This is a genomic window from Aliamphritea ceti (genome assembly GCF_024347215.1).
Taxonomy (GTDB): domain Bacteria; phylum Pseudomonadota; class Gammaproteobacteria; order Pseudomonadales; family Balneatricaceae; genus Amphritea; species Amphritea ceti.
The window spans coordinates 2,960,597-2,980,549 of the sequence record NZ_AP025282.1; the positions used below are offsets into that span (position 1 = coordinate 2,960,597).

The following is a 19,953-nucleotide window of genomic DNA, read 5'->3' on the forward strand; positions in this document are numbered from 1 at the left end:
CTAGTCCACCGTCGCTATAGGTAACAACCGGCTGGTGAAGTTATCTGTAATCTCAAGAACTGTTCCTTCAGCCCACATCGTTTGCAGTGTGGTATTTACTGCATCGACCAGCAGTTTCTGATTTACAGCCGATTTTTTCGAAAAAATCATATACGCGGGACGCGGTTCATGCAGAGGCTTCTTCAATGGCACTACATCATTACTGATGCCCATCTCATGCAATGCATACAGCCCCACATGGCGCTCATTCACATAGGCATCTACACGGCCGCTCATAAGCATTTGGAAACCGCTGGCAACTGTATTCGTTTCATATGATACAAACTGGCCTGATTGCTTGGCAGCATCAAACTCCGAATTAATACTAAAACCCGCCGGTACACTTATCTTTTTGCCTGTCAGGTCAGCAACATTATTGAATACAAAGTCATCACCCTTGCGCACAAAAACACTGAACACCGTGAGATGAACCGGTACTTTCGGATAGGTCGCAAAGGTTTCACGTTCAGCGGTTTTATAGCCGGAAAGCAAAACATCAGCCTTACCGCTTCGAATATAAAATAACGCTCTTTTCCAGGGCACACATTCAATTTCGTAGTCTAATTCAAGACGCCCAAACAATTCGGCAACCAGCTCTATATCAATACCTTCTGCCTGATCCTGTTCGCACCAGATAAAAGGCTTAAAATCAGTTAAAGCGATAACCTTCAGAGGGGACTGATCACTTGCCCGGACAGCAAAAGAAAGTACTGATACAAAAACACAAAACCACAACAACAGATGCTTTGTCGAATAAGCCATTCAGCAATCCTTCCAATTATGTGACCAACACAGGCGCACCTGTAAACAACAAACAGCATATGCAATCCCTGCATACTCACTGCGTATCAACATAAGCTAAACCTAGCTGCTGATAAAACCTGGGTCAACTGAAAATGGGTACGACAATTTGTAGAGCAAAAACCGAAGACGCCACCAACCGGTGGCGCTTTATTGCATTGAATTCAGATTTTGAACTGACTTACCTGCCCTTGCAAAGCCTGAGCTGACAACTGCATAGCCTGACTTGCCTCTGAACTTGCATGTGCCCGTTCTGCAGCCAGACGGGATCTTTCCTGTAGCGACTGACTACTCTGGCTAATTTGCTCTGATGCACAACTCTGTTCTTCAGTAGCACTGGCAACATCCATCATGCGCTCGCGTACACGCTGTGTAGCCGCCTGAATCTGACTCAGCAAGCCCTCGGCAAGCTCAGCCCTTTCGACACTCTCAAACACCCGCGACTCACCGGCCCGCATACGTTCAGATGCCTGCTTGGCATTTAACTGTAATTTAGCCACTACTTGCTGAATCTCTTTTGTAGAATCCTGTACCCGACGCGCCAGTGTTCGAACTTCATCAGCTACCACCGCAAAGCCACGTCCCTGCTCTCCGGCACGGGCAGCTTCAATTGCGGCATTCAGCGCCAGCAAATTAGTTTGCTCAGCAACAGCGTTGATCACCTCGACCACACTGCCGATATCCGCGCTGTCCTGCTCTAATTTACTGATAGAACCAACTACCTCAGCAAACTCAGTATTTAACAGGTTAATCGTCTGCTCTACCTCTGCAACCGCTTGTTTACCATCCAGTGCCAGTTGCGATGTTGTATCCGCCTCAGCAGATACAGAACTCACATTTTCAGCCACATGATGAATAGAATCAGCAACTTGAGTAATCGCTGCCGAAACCTGCACAATTTCTTCACTACTCGCCTGTGCAGCTTCCTGCAACTGATCACTGCCGACATAAATCTCAGAGGAAACAGTTGCTACATCGTCACCAGATGCGCGCACCCGCGCGATCACTGTCGAAAACTCTTCCAACATACGCGCAACCCGTAACTGTAAGCGCGTCAGTTCATTTTCACTCTGAGCATCTGGACGGTTTTTGAAACCAGCCGTTAAATCCCCTTGCCCGGCTAATTCAAGTACCCTACCGACCTCTTTAAGCGGCCCCAGCGAGCGACGCAAAAACAAAGACAACAAAATAACCAGTACAGCAACAGCTGCTACAGCCATCACCACCAGCAACCAAAGCAACGGCTGAATCTGACGGCTATATTCTTCTTTAAAACTGATCGCGAACACTGTCCACGGACTACTACCAGCCTGACGATAACTAACCCGCACACCTTCTGAATGGTCTACGTCAGTGTATTCAAACGCACCACTGCCATTACCCACGACATCAGAAAAAAATGCATTACTATAAGCAACACTGAGAGCCTCACCCTGACTGCGCTGATCAGCGATCAACTTACCCGCGAGCTTACTCTGAGAATTGTAAACCAGGCCTGCATGACCGCTGTCACCAAACCGGGTCATTAACAAGTTGTTGCGCAACTGCTTCAACAGATCAGAAGTTGGGAAGCCAACGTATAAAATTGCTACAACATTTCCGCTGTTCATTACCGGTGTGTACTTAGTCATATAATCAGTACCAAACAACCGCGCCTCGCCCAGATAGACTTCACCGCGCATCAACTGCTGAAACCCTGGGTGCCCTTTACCCAGCAACGTACCGATAGCACGCTTACCCTGAAGATTTTTCAGTGATGTCGTTACACGCAAGAAATCATCCTTATAACGGATAAACACTGTTGCATTACCGCCGGTCATACGGGCAAATTTATCAACTTGTGTAAAATCAAGATTCACAACTTCACCATTATGCGTCACCAGCGGGCTGGCATAATCACCTACCTGAACAGTCTTCTGACGATCAAATACTAACGCATCCGGATACAGCCCTTTGAAGGTACTCGCGAGCCGCTCAGTATTATCGATAATAGTGCCGTATGCAGTATCCAACTGAGAGGCTAATACCTCCACTTGCCGGTCCTGAGATTGCTCTGCCTGAGCGATCAGTACAGCCCGGGATTCATACCCAACCACACCAATCAACACAGCCATTATTACACCCACCAGGACAAACACACCAAGACTCAACTGCCTGGTCAGAGGCCAACTATTGATAGACATTTAATTCCTCACTACTGCTTTATAAACGCCTCGAATCAGGAGTCGCCTTTACCGTGAAAGAGGCCAGGTACTGCCTCATAATATTTGCGGCAACTCTATATAAATGATATTCATTTGCAATTAAAAATTAATAACACTCTGTCATTTTGGGTAATCAAAAACAATTAACTCTTACTGTTAAAGTTTAGATACCTTGTATAAATTATTGTTTTAATTATATTACATAACCATTACACAATTTTATTTTAGCTCCTGGCAATTACTTCAGGCATAAAAAAACCGGAGCAAGCTCCGGTTTATATGTTTGAATATCAGGTTTTAGAAGTAACGTTCGACTGTCAGCTGGATACGGTCATCTTCCGCCAGTGCCACTGCTGGATCACTGGCCTTATCAGCGCTAAAGAAACGGCCATCAAGGCTTACTTTCCAGTCTTCCCCTACCCGCCGACTGGCTTCGATAAAGAAGCTCCGGCTGCCGTAATCAGCATCGATACCACCACCTAGCAATATCTCTGTACTGACTTCATCATTGAGCGTAAAGCGGGTACCTAAAAAGATATCATTCTGGGCTGCTGAAGTGGCATTTTTACCACGCTCATCCCAGCCGTATTCCAACAACAAACCTAAGTCTGTATTGGTTTCACTGATACCATAAAAGGTGTATTCCAAACCGCCCTGCAATGCCGCATAACGGTCATCTTTACTATCACGAACGATGGTTTCCAGCTTCCATAACCATGAATCAATTGTTGCCTGACCATCAAAACCGATCTGATCAATCTGCTGGTATACAGGTACAAGCTCTGTTTGACCACCAAAACTGCGTGCTTGCAGAATCGGCTCACGGTTCGTACCGCGGAACCAGTAAACGCCGACATCAAAAACATCGATGCTGTGGCTCCAGCGTAACGCCAGATCAACATGCTTTTCTTCGGCGGCAGACTCGTACTCAGCGGCATCGGTATTAACGACCAGACCAGAACGCAAGCGCCCATCCTGACCCGCAAAGGTACGCTCACGAAAGCCCGGAAGAATAAACGCATCAACGATACCCCAGTCATAAACCAACGATAGATTTAGCATTGGCTGACCAAGCTTCTCTTCACCGTCAAAACTGTCGACACCATCAGTCTGGTTTATAACATCTGCGAGGTGCTGGAACTCAGTCACTCCCCAGAAAACCTTACCAAGGCCTGCACGAAACTCCCAGCCATCTCCCACTCTGAGCCAATTCAGCTCACGGATATCGCCATGGGTTCGCTCACTGTCCTGCTCGTCATAACGGTAGAAAGGCTCGAACACGACTGAGTCTTCACCGTCATTCCATTCCCAGTAGAACTCAGGCTCTATGCTGAATGACAGATTAGTATCGTAATTTTGTCCGGAAAACTGACCGTCTTCAGTGAAGCCCTGTAGCTGTCCGGCAACTTTTCCTGATACTTCAAAAAACACATCTTCAGCACTGGCAGCTACTGGCGCGAACGCCAGAGCTGCTACTGCCATATGACTGAACGCCATGATTAACGCGCCCGCTTCAGAGTATTTTTATTAAAGTCCGAATCTTTCAGACCATTACGGAACGCATAACCCGACCACTTAAGATCCGTACCTTTACCGTTCTGGTGGTTAATCATTGTCTGTACGTCTGCACGCCAGTACTTATCCAGATACTGCTGATAACCTTCAAACGTCAGCGTTTTCAGAAGGCTGTCTTTACGGTCATAAAACTCAACTTTTTCAGTACGGTATTCTGTCTGATCAATCCAGACTAACCGACGGGTATAACCAGAGTTTTTATCTACCGGATACTGCTCAACCACGAAACACTGTCCCAGACCACAGGCCTCATCTCGCAAGTACTTATAAGTATATTTTTCGATCTCAAACGAACTCAGATCTTCAAACGCAAACTCAGAACCCATGAAAGGGCCTGACTTATTACGCGAAGCAATTCGCTTCACACGCTTCAGTGCAGGCAAATACAACCACTGATCATCCGCCCCTACAGGATGCGAGAAACTCAGAAAAGCCGTACCTTTAACATCACGGGGCTTATCAAAAACAGTCAGACTCTTATCACCGTCATTTTCCTGTTCAAGGTTTTTGATACGAATCTCACGGACACTTTCTTCACCCTGCTTGTTCCGCAACACCATCAGCATTTCTGCCTGCATATCTCCCCAACCCAGATCACGCTGTTTAGCTTCCTGAGATATTTCCAGACCGCGCTCTTCAGCTGTTTGTGCCAGCGTCAGCGAACTCATCAACATCCCAGACGCCAACAGGCCGGCTCCAAGCATAAGATTGAAAGATTTAGTTACTTGCATGTTGCTCTCCTGCAGTCATCGTTGCAGTTTCAGGTTTAATAACAGATTCTTTTTCGGCAGTATCTACCGGCTCTTCAACACGACCAGCATCCAGCTTCATCAGCAGAGGCGGCAGGAAGAAGAAATCAACAATCAGTGCAATCAAAATAGTTACAGCTGTCAGTAACCCCATATCAGCATTTAGCTTAAAGCTTGATAAGGACAGCACTAAGAAGCCTGCAACCAATACAAAGGTGGTAATCCATAAAGCCCGGCCAACGCTGCCAAATGCATAGCGAACAGCCGCTTCAGGGTCTGCCTGCTTATTACGGCGAGCATGCAGATACTTACTCAGGAAGTGCACTGTATCATCGACCACAATACCTAATGTCATACCGGCCACAACCGACAGACCTAAGCCTACCTGTCCGTCGATCAGGAACCAGACACCAAAGCCCATTGCCGCTGGAGCCAGGTTAGGAATCAGACTAATCAGACCGAACCGTACGGAGCGTAAAGCAAAGCCAAGCAATACTGAGATCAGCACCAATGCCATGGCAATACCGGACAACATACTCTGAATATTACGCTGACCAATATGTGCAAACATAAGGTTAGGCCCGGTAATCTCCATTTCAATATCCGGTGCATTCGCAACAAACCAGCCCTGAATACGTTTTTCAACCTGTATCAGCTCATTACTGGTCATATTCGTCATAGTGGCAATGATTCGTGTCGCTGATTTATCAACGTTAAGCTGATTATTCAGATCCAGCCCATAAGGCAATGACATCTCATATAACAACAAATACTGCGCTGACAATTCGCGGTCATCCGGCAAACGATAATAACTTTCATCATCCGCATGCATGTTCTTATTCAGACGCATCAGCGTATCAGACAAGGTATTAACATGGTCTGTTTCTGGCTGCTCACGCAACCATTCACTGAACTCACCCAAAACCTTCAAATAACCAGGATCATTAATACCACTGGACTCACCGCTGCCCAGAGAAATTTCAAGCTGCGTCATACCGGCCAGGTTGTCCTGCATAAAATCAGTTGCCTGACGGAATGGCACTGACTCGTCGAAATACTTAACAAAATCGTCATTCAGCTTATTCTGCGGCAAGAACATAATCAGGCTAGCCATGATCACAGTCATCACCGGTAACAGTACACGACGATTATTAGTCACGAAAGCAGCCAGGGAACGCATTGAATCACGCTCTTCTTCCTTACGCACTTTCACCCGCACTGGAAGAATCATCAACAACGCAGGGAACAGAGTAACGGAAAGAATAAATGCCAGCATTACACCAACAGCAACAATGTTACCCAGGTCACGGAACGGTGGAGAGTCTGAGAAGTTCATACTCAGGAAACCAATCGCTGTCGTCACACTCGTCAGCAAGATAGGTTGGAAGTTAACCCGCAGGCTATCCAGAATAGCTTCACGTTTTGCTACACCCAGACGCATCTCATATTTCATCGTACTCAAAATATGAATGCAATCGGCAACCGCCAGGGTCAATATCATAGTTGGCGCACTGGCTGAAGGCCCGGTAAGAAACAACCCAGCCCATCCTGCCAGCCCCATAGCTCCCGCAATACTGGTAGCAACAATAAGCACTGTAGAAAGCGTACCGGTAAAGCTGCGCAGCAATAGAATCATAGCGATAATAACAACAAGGAACATGCCTGGTACCAGAGTGGCATTATCCTCTAAGGAAGACTCAGCAAAGCTGTTATTCATCATCACAATGCCAGACAGCTGAATGCTAATATCAGGATTTGCCTGCATATACTTCTGCTGAATCTCACGAACCTTAGCCACAACCTCTGGCACTTCAGTTACCGGATCAATTCCTGGCAGACGTACGGTAACGTTCACTACAGCCACGTGACCAGTTGAGGAAATCTGGTTATTTAGCAGTAATGGCTCGTTAACAGCGACCTGACGCACCCGGTCAAGTGCAGCCTGATCCAAAACAGCCCCTTCCAGAACCAGATCTTCAACGATCATATCGTCTTCTTCGGCCCAGGTATGCTGGAAGTTAGTGATCGAATCAACCCGGGTTGAATACGGAATCTGCCAGGCATCTTCAGTAATCTGACGAATCGTTTCTAATCGTTCCGGGGTAAACACATCACCTTCAGCAGGTGCAATAACGAATGAAACATTATCACTCTTATTGTATATGTTCTGCATTGCCTCATATGCGAGTAATTGCGGGTTATCTTCGCTGAAAAACACCCGGTAGTCGCTCTTAAATACAAGATTTTTAGCACCATAAGCTGCACCCACTATCAACATAATTGATAGTAAAGCCACCCAGACAGGATGCTTAATCACCGTTGAGAAAAGTTTGTCTTTCATTTCTCCGCCTTTTTGACGAATCGTCATTATAAAGGTTTAAAAAAACGGCATTTCTGCCGCACCTATTTTTTCTTATAAAGCTTTTAAATCAGGCAGTTACCCGCCGCAACGAGCCATTAACAACTGTACTTCAGTTGCAAAATCTTCTCGCTTTAGACGCTCAACTGTCTGTTCAAAATTGTATTCCCGCAGTAAAGGTAACCACTGCAGGCCATCAAGATGTGTATGTACCGAAATCAGCACAACTTCCTGAGGACACAACTCTCCCCGCACCACACAATCCTCTGCCCCTTTAGCTAACAGAGTAATAGCGCCAAAAGAGCTGGCCCAACCGGTGTAAGCAATTTCTTCCAGCGAAAGGCCGTTGGGATTCAGACAATCACCATTATCAAGGGCATCCTGAATAATCCCACCAACACTGGCAAACAGAGCTTGCTCCAGCTCATGATGATCATCACGGCGTTTTTCGGAAGCTTTTTCAATAACTCCCGGCGCCTTAGCACTAATTACAAGCATGAAAAGCATCGGATAAATCTGCGAATAAATCAGGTACGCAAACATCAGTGCCAGCATGCGCTCGCGGGTACTGCCCTCAAAGAGATAAGCACGGCGAAAATAACCGCCTAGTAGCCCCATTCCCCGGTTACACAGCGCCAGTAACATATCTTCTTTACCGGTAAAGTGGCTGTAAACCGTGCCCTTTGAGAACGGGACTTCTTTAACCAGCTTATCCATCGTCAGACCTTCCACACCAATCTTCTCGATCAGTAACGCTGCCGCATCCAGCATTTGCTGTTCACGGTCATGGAGGGTACGTTCATCAACCTGGCGAGGACTCATTTAATGCTCTTTACTCTTGATGCTTTGCTTAACTTACATATTTCATGTGTCAGGCACATGAAGTTTTAGTGACGAATCGTCGATTATAAAGATTCAGACTTTGAAGACAACCATAAAAGTTCAATTTATTTATGACTGTTGAATAAAATTCAGGGAATGAGATCAGTAGATCGAAAGGTTAAAGCAATAGATCCGTATCAATAGGATAAAAGCTGTTCACACTATTTATCAGTGAGTTAGCAGTTAGATTCGGAACGCCGTAAGCGTCAGCAGTAACATTATGGTGCTGCTGAATATGCTGCATCAGTAAATCAAAGTCACCATCGCCGGAGAGCAATACAATGCGGTCCACCTGACTGGCGGCTTCCATAACGTCAATTGTAATACCGACGTCCCAGTCACCTTTTGCTGAGCCGTCACTGCGCTGGATATACGGTTTCAGCTTCACATCAAAGCCAATATGCCGCAACGCTTTCTGAAACCCCATCTGCTTATCATCGCCACGGTGAATAGCATACGCATTGGCCAGTACAATCTCCCCTTCCGCGCTAAGAGATTGCCACAGCTTACGATAATTGAACTGACGGTTATATGCTTGACGGGTGGTGTAATAGAGATTCTGCACATCAGCAAAAACAGCGATTTTCATCTCTATTACACTCCTTCAGTTATGGAATGAATCAGTTTGCCTGACCAGCACCCTGACGCTGCGAACTGGAACGGTTATTTTTACGAGGAGCATTCCTGGAAGCAGCATTACGCGAACCGTTATTACCTTGAGGCTTTTGTCCCTGCTCGGCGCGGTTACCATTTACATCCGCTTTTTGAGCCGGGCGACGACGACGGTTTCCTGGCTTGGCTGCATCCGATGCATCCTGCCCACCACGATTACCCGAAGCACGCTGTTCACCACTGCCATTACCCTTAGCTGACTGGCTATCACTGCGATGGCGTTTATTCTTACCAGCAGGCTTATGACCACGGGCATTGTCCGCAGAGCGCTGTCCATCTTTATGCTCACCGGACTGACGCTCACCTTGTGGCTTAGACTTCTTTGGCTTTTTCTTTTTCAGCGCTTTAAGCGGCTTAGAAGGTAAAGGCTCTGAAGGCTCGAAACCTTTCACCTCTATACGCTCAACCAACTTACCGATTAAGCTCTCAATGCCCACCAGCTGCTCCAGTTCTTCAGCACAAACCAAAGACACTGCTTCACCACTGGCTCCGGCACGTCCGGTACGACCAATACGGTGCACATAGTCTTCCGCCACATTTGGCAGATCATAGTTCACTACCTGAGGAAGCTGCTCAATATCCAGGCCGCGGGCCGCAATATCAGTAGCGACCAACGCGGTAACTTCACCAGCTTTAAAGTTTGCCAGTGCACGGGTACGCGCGCCCTGACTCTTATTACCATGGATAGCCGCAGCGGTAATATTTTTTGCTTCCAGCTGCTTCGCCAGACGATTCGCACCATGTTTGGTACGCGTGAATACAATTAACTGCTGCCAATCATTATCTTTAATCAGCTTAATCAGCAAAGCGGCTTTACGACTCTTATCAACCGGGCTCAGCCATTGCTTAACTGAAGTAGCGGCTGCGTTACGGGGAGTAACTGAAATTTCTACCGGGTCATTGACCAGCCCTTTTGCCAACTGACGAATTTCGTCAGAAAACGTCGCTGAAAACAGCAGGTTCTGACGACGAGGCGGCAATGCACGCAAGATCTTACGAATATCATGAATGAAGCCCATATCAAGCATACGGTCGGCTTCATCCAATACTAATACTTCCAGCTGATCGAATTTCACAGCATTCTGGTTATACAAATCCAATAAACGTCCAGGTGTCGCCACCAGAACGTCTGTACCTTTACAAAGTTTTTGCATCTGCGGATTAATCTTTACCCCGCCAAATACAACAGCAGAACGCAAGGTCAGGTATTTGCCGTAATCAACCACACTTTCACCGACCTGTGCTGCCAGCTCCCGTGTAGGTGTCAAAATCAGCGCCCGCACCTGATTAGGCTTCGCCCGGGGCCCATCCTTAAGACGCTCAAGAATAGGCAAGGTAAAGCCTGCCGTTTTACCGGTACCTGTCTGGGCTGCCGCCATCACATCCTTACCGTGGATAACTGCAGGAATTGCTTCGGCCTGAATAGCAGACGGCTCTGAATAGCCTTGTTCGCTAACAGCATCAAGCAATGGCGTCGATAAGCCTAAATCGGCAAAACTCATATAGAATCTATCTCTTGGTTGGCATCAAAGGCGAGCAGTTCGTAAACCAGTGAACGAGAAATATATCAGACTGATTCTGGCATTATGAACCGGCGCGAAGCTTACCGCAGGCTACTTCATAACACCAGTAAGAGCGGTGCTTAAACCCGGTTTAACGAAACATTTCCAGATTAAGCGTCTGCGCGTTGCCCAACCAGTATGCATAGTCCGTATGATCTTTCAGATTATCACCTGTCAGGCCATGTACTAAAACGTCCAGACCATTACGGCGAGCATCCAGCCAGGGCACTACCTGATCAAAATCTGCTGAGGTAAAGCTAAGTTGGCAACTCCAGCATGGGTGCGGCCCCACTGGACGCTCATGCACCCGCCCTACCTGAACATTTAATTGCTGGCCTGCCTGCTCACACAATGCTTGCGCAAACGCAAGCGTGCTGGCATCAAAATAGACATGGGCGTGATAAGCAGAATGAAGATTACGCGGATAAACATCAGACATCAGTTAACCAACTCAAAGTAAATCAAAATGAAATAACACTACTTGGCGACACTGATATGATAGCAAGACTGCCAACGGAAAGGATATCTTATATACCAACCCTCAGGCAGTTTCAGATACGGGCTTAGCGATATGCAAAACAACCCGCCCAATCAACGCTTGTCTGGCTAACCACCCCATTGTTTCACTTGATGTGCTTTGAGGATTATCACCTCGCAGCCACATCGCTGATTCGTCATTAAGCGTTTCGATACGCTTAATAATGCGACCAAACCGGGGATGCTGTACGACTACAACATCCCCTACCTTAAGCGGTAACAGTGACAGAGGCCTTAAACAGAGCACATAATCACCCTCTGAAAAGGTCGGTAACATACTTTGCCCCCGAACCCGGTGAATACTGATCATTACGTCTACCTGCTAACCACTGTTGCTACTGTTTAAACTGCTGAGCTTTAGCCTGAATAGCTTATCCTAATTTAGGATAAGTCACTTGCATTGCAGGCGGATAAGAGCATTCAGCAGCAAAGGTTTCAACACCTTTAGTCGCCCAAAAGCTGGCAGCAAACTCATTCACCAGCGTCAGCAGCTTTTCACCATTCTCGCGAGCGATATTTTGCTTACAGGCAGATCCCGTCAACATAATACTGTGTACCAATTCATTGGTATTCGGGAACTGGTCAAACTGAGGTTGTTTAAAATAATCTCCCCAGATCACCCGTACTTCTTCTTTAACTTTTGCGGCATGCGTCTCTTTTTCCTGCACCAGTCGTCCCAGCAGAGCCTGCTCCGCCAGTGACAGACTGTCCTTTTCTGCCAACTCCTGAATCAAATCTATAAAACGAATAACACTCAGCGCTGCAATTTGCGCAATTTGCGGATCATAGATTTTACAAGGAATGTCGCAGTGAGCATCCACCGCTGAGAACTGACAAATGGCGTCAAGCTGCTTAAAAATACCGTGAATCATTATGTACTCCTATCATAAATACGCGAGCAGAGACGCTGGTTCACCCAGTCAGGCCTCTGCATTCAGGGGGTTTTCCGTTACCGGAAACTTTTTTATTTCGTAAAATAACCAGATCAGCTCGCTAACAGCTCTGTTGCATGACGGGATTTCAGTGCATCCAGCTGTTCAGGCCGATGCTTTTGACAGAATTCCAGTAACGCCTGATAAGTGCGCCGGATGCCTGAAAGCAAAGCCTGATAACGTGCAGAGTCAGCTTCTTCTGAAATTTCTTTAAGCAAACTGCTATGCACCCTCTCCAGCTCATTACCCGCCATATCTAACTGCATACGGCGAAGATACAGATCAGCCAGGTTGTGATAACTGATAATTACCACCGCTACGGCTTCTGCCGGGTCTTCCCAATGGGTGAACAACTGCCACGCAAGCTGTTTAGCAGCCTGATAATGCGCCACTGCCGTAAACAGTTGGTGGGCATTGAAACACTCATTACCTGCCTGCACCTGCTTCTGCCAGCGCTGCATGTGAAGTATCTGATTGCTCATATAGCTGTCACCTATAATCCACCTTCGGTCAATTTTTGCGGGTCTAGCAGAACTTCCAGTTCTTCACGGGATAGCTCTGTACCTTCAACAGCAACATCTACAATTGGCCGGCCTTCACGATAAGCCTGTTTGGCAATTTCCGCCGCTCTGGCATAACCAATCACCGGGTTCAGTGCCGTCACCAGAATCGGATTACGATGCAACGCTTCGTTAAGCTTTGCTTCGTTAACACTGAAACCCGAGATCGCCTTATCCGCCAGTAAATGACTCACGTTAGTCAGCAACTCAATACTCTTTAACAGGTTGGCAGCAATCATTGGCAACATAACGTTGAGTTCAAAGTTGCCCGACTGTCCACCGACACTGATCGCCATGTCATTACCCATGACCTGAGCTGCCGCCATAGCTGCTGCTTCAGGAATAACCGGATTTACTTTACCCGGCATAATTGATGAACCTGGCTGCAACGCCTCCAGTGATATTTCACCCAGCCCTGCCAGCGGGCCGGAATTCATCCAGCGTAAATCGTTAGCAATTTTCAGGATGCTGACAGCGGTTGTTTTTAGCTGTCCGGACACAGCTACAGCCGTATCCTGAGAGCCAATTGCGGCAAAAGTATTTGCACAGGGTGCAAAGTTATAACCCGTCAGCGTGCTCAGCCGCACCGCAAATAAGGCCGCAAACTGAGGATGTGTATTCACCCCGGTTCCCACTGCCGTGCCGCCTTGAGCTAACTGCTGTAACGCTGGCAGCAAGGCTTCCAGATGCTCACGGTTCTGACGAATCTGACTGGCCCAGCCAAGTAACTGCTGATCCATACGCACCGGCATAGCATCCATAAGATGGGTACGACCGGTTTTACAGTAACCTGCCACTGCAACAGCCTTGGTTTCAATAGCCTTTTGCAAGTACTCCAGCGCCGGCAGCAACCGGCTTTGCAGCTGTAAAGCCGCACTGATATGAATTGCACTTGGCACCACATCATTACTGCTCTGTCCAAAGTTCACATGATCATTGGGATTTACCGCATCGCCCAGAGCACTGCTTGCTAATGAAGCAATAACCTCGTTCGCATTCATATTTGAACTGGTTGCCGAGCCTGTCTGAAATACATCTACCGGAAAATGGTTCATCAGCGCAGGATCCGTACTCAGTTGCTCGCAACTGTCGCTGATTGCTTTTGCAACAGGCGCTGTTATGCAGCCAAGTTCCTGATTTGCCTGAGCGGCAGCATGTTTAATAAGCAACAAGGCTTCAATAAATGCCCGTGGCATTGCCTCCCCGCTGATCGGAAAGTTGTTAATCGCCCGTTGAGTCTGTGCGCCGTACAAGGCATTTTCCGGCACTTCCAGGCTGCCCATACTGTCTTTTTCAATACGTGTTTTCATATTCACTCCGTCGGCCTGAAATTTATTAAGACCTTTACACAATCAACAATCTTGTTAGCTCGGCGTTAATGACAGACTTAAAATTCTCACTAGTAATGAGACACTCCGAATAAACACCTGATTTCACCTTGCCCGAGCTTCGCTATCTGTTTGTCGCAAAAATCCATGATTAAAGATCTCTGATTAAAGAAAATAATTACTCAGCACTGATACTTCCCGATAACAGCGCCTTACTGCCTGGCGTTGCCTGTCAGACCTTGCCAACCGGCCCAGCGCCAGTAACGGCCGGTAAATATGGTCCTTACAAAGTCGCCGCCAGTGCACCGGTACACAGCTGTCGCAAATCGTTTCCAGTAACAGCTGATAACACAGCATGTGAGCTTCACGTTGCACCGGACGCGGTAACTGACCGGCTAATCTGTCAGCATCATCAAGATAGGTTTTAACCAGCTCTGGCCGGTCAGGCTTTCGGCCTAAACGGATATCCTGACCATCCGGAAGATGTACGTGTAGCTGATCGATCATCTGATGACTCAAACGGGGCTCCTTAACAAATGCCTTCGGCATCTGGATTACTGCTGCTGAACATTTGTAATCACTGCTGCCTGTATGAGACCGGATAGTCTTAAGCACTACATAAACGCAACTACAAATAAGAATTGTTCGCATTATATTTTACAATAATACTTAGGTAAACCCGTTAGTCATTATATTCAGCAATATTAAGCCCATGGTTTTTCTGGAGTATTAGCGCGGCTCGCGCTAGATAACCTCCTCGCCTGGAACTACCTGCGCCATACCGCAAACACTAGCCTTAAAAAACTGGACTCCTGATTAAATTTAGTCGAATATCGCCTCACCCGGATAGTCCGGGTAATTCTCAGGGCGGGGTGAAACTCCCCACCGGCGGTGATAAAAGCAAAGTGAACGGGTAATTCAGTCACTAACTTTTTCAGCCCGCGAGCGCCCGGATATATGCCAATACGGTAATCAGTTACCGATGCGGCTTTCCGGGGTCAGCAGATCTGGTGATTTCACAGAAAGATTCCAGAGCCGACGGTAATGCCAGTGTTGTCAGTGACACACTGCTGAGTCCGGATGGAAGAGAATGAACAACACCCCCTGCTTCAGCCGAAAAAATTCCGCTGGATGCAGCTATGTGTGTCATGCTTGGTGGTAAACGCTGTTGCACGAGCAACAGATTATATACTGCCGTTCCGTACGCCCTGATTCTGGCAAGATTACTATTAAGGTATAACCATGAATCAGTCTGAAACATTTATAAATCCATTTACTGAAAGTACACCAACCCAACGGATCAGCACCGCGCTTGAAACACTTCGTCAAGGCCGGGGCGTTCTTGTGGTTGATGATGAAGACCGTGAAAACGAAGGTGATATCATTTTCGCCGCCGAGAGCCTTACTGTCCCGCAAATGGCCATGCTCATTCGTGAATGCAGCGGCATTGTCTGCCTGTGTCTGGATGAAGATCGCATTCGTCAGCTGGAGCTGCCAAGCATGGTAGAAGACAACACCAGCCAGTACGGCACAGCCTTCACCGTCAGCATTGAAGCCACTGAAGGTGTCACTACAGGGGTGTCTGCGACCGACAGAGTAACTACAGTTAAAGCTGCCATTGCAGAGAATGCCTGCCCGGCAGACCTTGCCCGCCCCGGACATGTATACCCATTACGCGCCCGTGAAGGCGGTGTTCTGACCCGACGCGGCCACACGGAAGCAACTATCGATCTGATGAAGCTTGCGGGACTGCAACCCTACGGCGTACTTTGTGAGCTGACAAACCCTGACGGCAGTATGGCTAAACTTCCTGAAATCGTGCATTTCGGTGCAATAAACAACATGCCAGTGCTGAGCGTCGAAGACATTGTTACTTACCGGATGGCAACAATGGCTGCAACAGCCTGAGCCCCCCCTCACTCCTGAAAGCAAAACGGGCCGCATAATGCGGCCCGTTTGTTTGCGATCTCAAGTGGTCAGTGCAACGCTAATACAACCTTAAATCAGGCTTGTATTACCCGACTGCATACCGGTTTATACTCTGCGACAAACGCTTCCAGCTGCTCAGCCGGCATGGGTCTGGCAAGATAAAAACCTTGTGTCAGATCGCAATTCAGCGATCCCAGAAAGTCCAGCTGCGCCTGGGTTTCAACACCTTCAGCAACAACTCTTAAACCCAGAACATCTGCCATTGAAATAATGGCACTGGTCAACTGTGCAGCTTCATCCCGCTCATCGACATCATTAATGAATGACCGGTCGATCTTCAGCGTATCAAACGGAAAGCGCCCCAGATAACTCAGCGAAGAATACCCCGTACCAAAGTCATCAATCGACAACCGTACACCCATCGCATCAATAACATTCAAAATACCGTGATTACGTTCAGTATTATCCAACAGCACAGTTTCTGTAATTTCCAGCTCCAGCGCCTGAGGAGGCAAATCAGTATCTTGCAGCACTTTGCTCACCAGCTCAGCAAACCGTCCCTGACGAAGTTGTTGAACCGACACATTCACGGCGACGTACTGCGGCATATTAGACTGCTGCCGCCAGGTTTTAATCTGACCAGCCGCCTGATATAACACCCATTCGCCCAGCTCAGTAATAATGCCAATACTCTCAGCCAAAGGAATAAAAACGTCCGGGGCTATACTGCCCAGGCTGTCGTTATGCCAGCGCAACAGCGCTTCAACTCCCATTATTTCGCCGGTCTGAGTGCAAATCAGCGGCTGATAATGCAGCACAAACTCTTCACGTGTCAGCGCCCGGCGCAATTCAAGTTCCATCTTAAGCAATGCCTGAGCGTGACGGTTCATTTCTTCCGTATAAAAATGAAAATGATTACGCCCATCGGACTTACATTTGTACATTGCTGTATCAGCATTCTTTAACAGCGTTTCCTGATCTTCACCGTCATTTGGAAACACTGTTATACCAATACTGGCACTGACTGAGACTTCATGACCGTTCAGAAAAACCGGCTCACAGCTGGCTTTGATAATTTTCTCAGCGATAAGCTCAGCTTCCATAGCATCATGCAGCTCAGGCAAGATAAGCGTGAACTCGTCACCACCAAGACGCGCAACTGTATCACCTTCCCGAACACAGCCAGAGAGCCGCTCTGAAATCTGTTTCAGCAGCAGGTCTCCGGCGTTATGCCCCAGATTATCGTTAACTGTTTTGAAGTGATCCAGATCCAGCATCATCAGTGCAATTTTACTGCCCTGCCGACGCGCCCGTGCCATCGCATCCTGCAACCGGTCAAATGCAAGCCCACGATTAGGCAAACCGGTTAATGCATCATAATTTGCCTGCTCAAACAGTTTATTCTCATGGCTTTTACGCTCAGAAAGATCGATAACACTAGTAATAATTGCTTCACGGTTACCATACATAGCAACCTGGGATGACATAGAAACCCAGAGCGCATCAGCTGTACCGCACTTATCAATCAACAATTCAAAATTGTCGAGATGCCGCTGTTCTTCTATCTGCAAGCAAAAACGGCTGTAATCTTCTGCAAAGGTAAAATAACTTTCCAGAAAACTGGCCTGTAATTTATCGACATCACAGTTAAACAGTTTCTCTGCCTGAGCATTGCCATACACTATTTCTCCGCTCTGAGGGCAGCTGATAATAATTGCCATTGGAGATGACTGAGCGATCGCCTGAAAATGCCGCTGGCTTTCACGCAACACTTCACCGGCCCGCCAGTGCTGTTTACTTTCCCGGTACTGCATCCACAAACTAATACCAATACCTGTGGCCAGTAATAACAACAACACAAACAACAAACGATTACTTTCTTCTGATCGATTGTCATATGCACTCAGGCGCAGCCAAACTGATTCATGCAGCTGGCTAATCGGCAAGGTTCGACTCAGATGAGAAGGCGTATTCTGTTCAGCCTCACCAAAAATGATCCGTCCGTTGCGATCGATAAAATCAACCCGGTATTTTTCCAGCACTTCATCCGGTACCAGACCATCCAGCAAGTATTCAATTTTATAGACAGCCCCCAACGTACCGATAAAACGTGCGCCGGAGAAAACCGGCACATACAGTTCAAAGGCTGGATGCCCCTGAATAACCACAAATGGATCGGTATACACAGACTGGCGGCTGACAAATGCCTCATAAGAAGCCCGCTTTGGCTCAGGAAGCAAAAGCTTAAGACCAACTACATGCTTGTTCTCTTCATACGGTGCTGTATCACGAATAACGAAGTTTTCATCTGCCCAGGTAACGTTCACCAAACCAGGATGATCAAATACATAACGGGATACCCGCTCCTGATATGACTGCTTGGAGAGCTGACCTTTACTGATCTGATCCGCCAGCAGTTCGAAATATTCTTTATGCGCATCAAGACGACGGCGAATATCATGCTCCAGAGTTGAAGCACTATTATTAAGTGCCAGCTGCTGGCTGGCTGTATCGTTACGCTGAACAAACCAATACAGCGATACTGTTGCCATAAACAATGCACAAAAGGTCAGTAATGGCGCCGCCCAGGTTGGCGGCCCCGGCAATCGCATCTGCTCCTGACTTTTCACATCAACAGCTGATACTGAATTTAGCGAATATTGACGCCTTTGCTGGCTTATAACACCAACCACCATCAGAAAAAATGCTGCCAGAACACTTTGAAAAATTAACACGTACTGACGAACATCACTGTCTACCCCACCAAAAGGAACCGCAACCAGCTCCCACTGCCCGTCTATTAAATCTATCGGATGCACCAGACGCTCATTGCCAAATACACCGGGCTCACCATAAAACACTTCACCCCTACTGTCCCGGATAGCAATTTGTAATCCCAGATCAGGATTCAGCAAACCCGCTTCCCGCAACAATGGCGCCATATCTAACGCCATCGATACTAAACCCCAGAAATGACCGTCAACACTAACAGCCTGACGAGCAACTATCCCATCGCCTCCCTGCACTAACTGCATTGGTGAAGTCAGCGCAATGCCCGGCTCCCGCATCGCCTGCAAAGTGGCATGCTGACTAGCTTTACGTGTGTCGTTAAGGAGATTATGACCCAGCGCAGTTTCATTACCCTGCAACGGCGAGATTTTGCGGATGATGCCATCAGGAGCGATAGCAAAATTACGAATACCTTTAGAGGAAGACAATAAACCATTGAGAAAAGTATCTATGCGCTCGTCAGAGCTCTGCAAGCCCCTGGCAGAAGACACCAGGTCAGTTTCAACAAAGGACGTCAGCCCCTGCAAAAGAGCAAAACGCTTATTAAGAATATTCGCCAGATTTTGTGCGTAACCATCCACCTGCTGATCGAACTTATGAGACTGTTCTTCAAGCAAGTAGGATTCATACCAGTAACTGGCCTGCCACCAGATAACCGACAAACACATTAGTAAAACAACAAATGCCAGACTAAAACGTCGCTTTAATTTTTCAGCCAATATAGCCGGGCTCAAACTCATCAGGGACCACCATTAAATCGCGACTCCGTCCCTGGCACGCAAACAAACTTACAACAGAATTACTACGCGACGAAATTGACCAGCTCAGATAATGCTTTAAAACAACTCTGCACTAATGCGTTTGATATTCATTTCCAACAAATAAATATTTAACAATAAATATCAATAACTTGAGTAAGTATAGTTACAAATAACATAACATAGATAACGTTTAGATAACGCGCCTTAATTTCGTCTGCCACATTGTATCTACGAATCTGAAGTCTGCAATGTTTTTTCCTTATCCGGCAATGA

Annotated in this window: 16 protein-coding genes and 1 riboswitch; of the genes, 1 reads left to right on the forward strand and 15 read right to left on the reverse strand. The window is 47.2% G+C overall.

Going from position 1 to position 19,953, the window contains the following annotated elements; translation table 11 throughout:
* From OCU49_RS13640 to OCU49_RS13705, 14 genes are all read right to left on the reverse strand, one after another.
* Nucleotides 1-801 carry a substrate-binding periplasmic protein gene (locus tag OCU49_RS13640; protein WP_261841114.1) on the reverse strand — a complete coding sequence of 267 codons (801 nt, stop codon included), beginning with the start codon at nucleotides 799-801 and terminating at the stop codon, nucleotides 1-3.
* 203 nt (nucleotides 802-1,004) lie between these two features.
* Nucleotides 1,005-3,023 (reverse strand): methyl-accepting chemotaxis protein, encoded by a 2,019-nt coding sequence (locus tag OCU49_RS13645; protein ID WP_261841115.1) that lies wholly within the window; start codon nucleotides 3,021-3,023, stop codon nucleotides 1,005-1,007.
* Nucleotides 3,024-3,341: 318 nt separating this feature from the next.
* Nucleotides 3,342-4,541: a hypothetical protein gene (locus tag OCU49_RS13650; RefSeq protein WP_261841116.1), complete on the reverse strand. Its 1,200-nt coding sequence runs from the start codon at nucleotides 4,539-4,541 to the stop codon at nucleotides 3,342-3,344.
* Nucleotides 4,542-4,543: 2 nt separating this feature from the next.
* A complete protein-coding gene (locus OCU49_RS13655; RefSeq protein ID WP_261841117.1) occupies nucleotides 4,544-5,350 on the reverse strand; it encodes an outer membrane lipoprotein-sorting protein in 807 nt (268 codons plus the stop codon).
* Nucleotides 5,337-7,709 carry an efflux RND transporter permease subunit gene (locus tag OCU49_RS13660; RefSeq protein ID WP_261841118.1) on the reverse strand — a complete coding sequence of 791 codons (2,373 nt, stop codon included), beginning with the start codon at nucleotides 7,707-7,709 and terminating at the stop codon, nucleotides 5,337-5,339. The genes OCU49_RS13655 and OCU49_RS13660 overlap by 14 nt, the downstream gene beginning before the upstream one ends.
* A gap of 96 nt (nucleotides 7,710-7,805) precedes the next feature.
* Nucleotides 7,806-8,549: a TetR/AcrR family transcriptional regulator gene (locus OCU49_RS13665; protein ID WP_261841119.1), complete on the reverse strand. Its 744-nt coding sequence runs from the start codon at nucleotides 8,547-8,549 to the stop codon at nucleotides 7,806-7,808.
* A gap of 178 nt (nucleotides 8,550-8,727) precedes the next feature.
* Nucleotides 8,728-9,198 carry a LabA-like NYN domain-containing protein gene (locus OCU49_RS13670; RefSeq protein ID WP_261841120.1) on the reverse strand — a complete coding sequence of 157 codons (471 nt, stop codon included), beginning with the start codon at nucleotides 9,196-9,198 and terminating at the stop codon, nucleotides 8,728-8,730.
* A 31-nt stretch (nucleotides 9,199-9,229) separates the two neighbouring features.
* Nucleotides 9,230-10,783: a DEAD/DEAH box helicase gene (locus tag OCU49_RS13675; protein WP_261841121.1), complete on the reverse strand. Its 1,554-nt coding sequence runs from the start codon at nucleotides 10,781-10,783 to the stop codon at nucleotides 9,230-9,232.
* Between the two features lie 151 nt (nucleotides 10,784-10,934).
* Nucleotides 10,935-11,282 carry a DOPA 4,5-dioxygenase family protein gene (locus OCU49_RS13680; RefSeq protein ID WP_261841122.1) on the reverse strand — a complete coding sequence of 116 codons (348 nt, stop codon included), beginning with the start codon at nucleotides 11,280-11,282 and terminating at the stop codon, nucleotides 10,935-10,937.
* Between the two features lie 102 nt (nucleotides 11,283-11,384).
* Nucleotides 11,385-11,690 (reverse strand): nickel-type superoxide dismutase maturation protease, encoded by a 306-nt coding sequence (gene sodX, locus OCU49_RS13685; protein WP_261841123.1) that lies wholly within the window; start codon nucleotides 11,688-11,690, stop codon nucleotides 11,385-11,387.
* A gap of 61 nt (nucleotides 11,691-11,751) precedes the next feature.
* Entirely contained in the window at nucleotides 11,752-12,252 is a 501-nt protein-coding gene (gene sodN / locus OCU49_RS13690) for a superoxide dismutase, Ni (RefSeq protein WP_261841124.1), read from the reverse strand.
* Between the two features lie 113 nt (nucleotides 12,253-12,365).
* A complete protein-coding gene (locus OCU49_RS13695) occupies nucleotides 12,366-12,794 on the reverse strand; it encodes a DUF2753 family protein (RefSeq protein ID WP_261841125.1) in 429 nt (142 codons plus the stop codon).
* An 11-nt stretch (nucleotides 12,795-12,805) separates the two neighbouring features.
* Nucleotides 12,806-14,182, reverse strand: coding sequence for a class II fumarate hydratase (locus OCU49_RS13700; RefSeq protein WP_261841126.1), 1,377 nt, complete (start codon nucleotides 14,180-14,182; stop codon nucleotides 12,806-12,808).
* A gap of 183 nt (nucleotides 14,183-14,365) precedes the next feature.
* Nucleotides 14,366-14,719, reverse strand: coding sequence for a hypothetical protein (locus tag OCU49_RS13705; RefSeq protein ID WP_261841127.1), 354 nt, complete (start codon nucleotides 14,717-14,719; stop codon nucleotides 14,366-14,368).
* 335 nt (nucleotides 14,720-15,054) lie between these two features.
* Nucleotides 15,055-15,296, forward strand: a riboswitch (FMN riboswitch).
* A 146-nt stretch (nucleotides 15,297-15,442) separates the two neighbouring features.
* Between OCU49_RS13705 and ribB the strand changes: the two genes are divergently transcribed.
* Nucleotides 15,443-16,108 (forward strand): 3,4-dihydroxy-2-butanone-4-phosphate synthase, encoded by a 666-nt coding sequence (gene ribB / locus OCU49_RS13710; RefSeq protein ID WP_261841128.1) that lies wholly within the window; start codon nucleotides 15,443-15,445, stop codon nucleotides 16,106-16,108.
* A gap of 95 nt (nucleotides 16,109-16,203) precedes the next feature.
* Here the strand turns inward: ribB and OCU49_RS13715 are convergent, their stop codons facing one another.
* Nucleotides 16,204-19,659, reverse strand: coding sequence for an EAL domain-containing protein (locus OCU49_RS13715; RefSeq protein WP_261841129.1), 3,456 nt, complete (start codon nucleotides 19,657-19,659; stop codon nucleotides 16,204-16,206).
* Nucleotides 19,660-19,953: the final 294 nt, after the last annotated feature.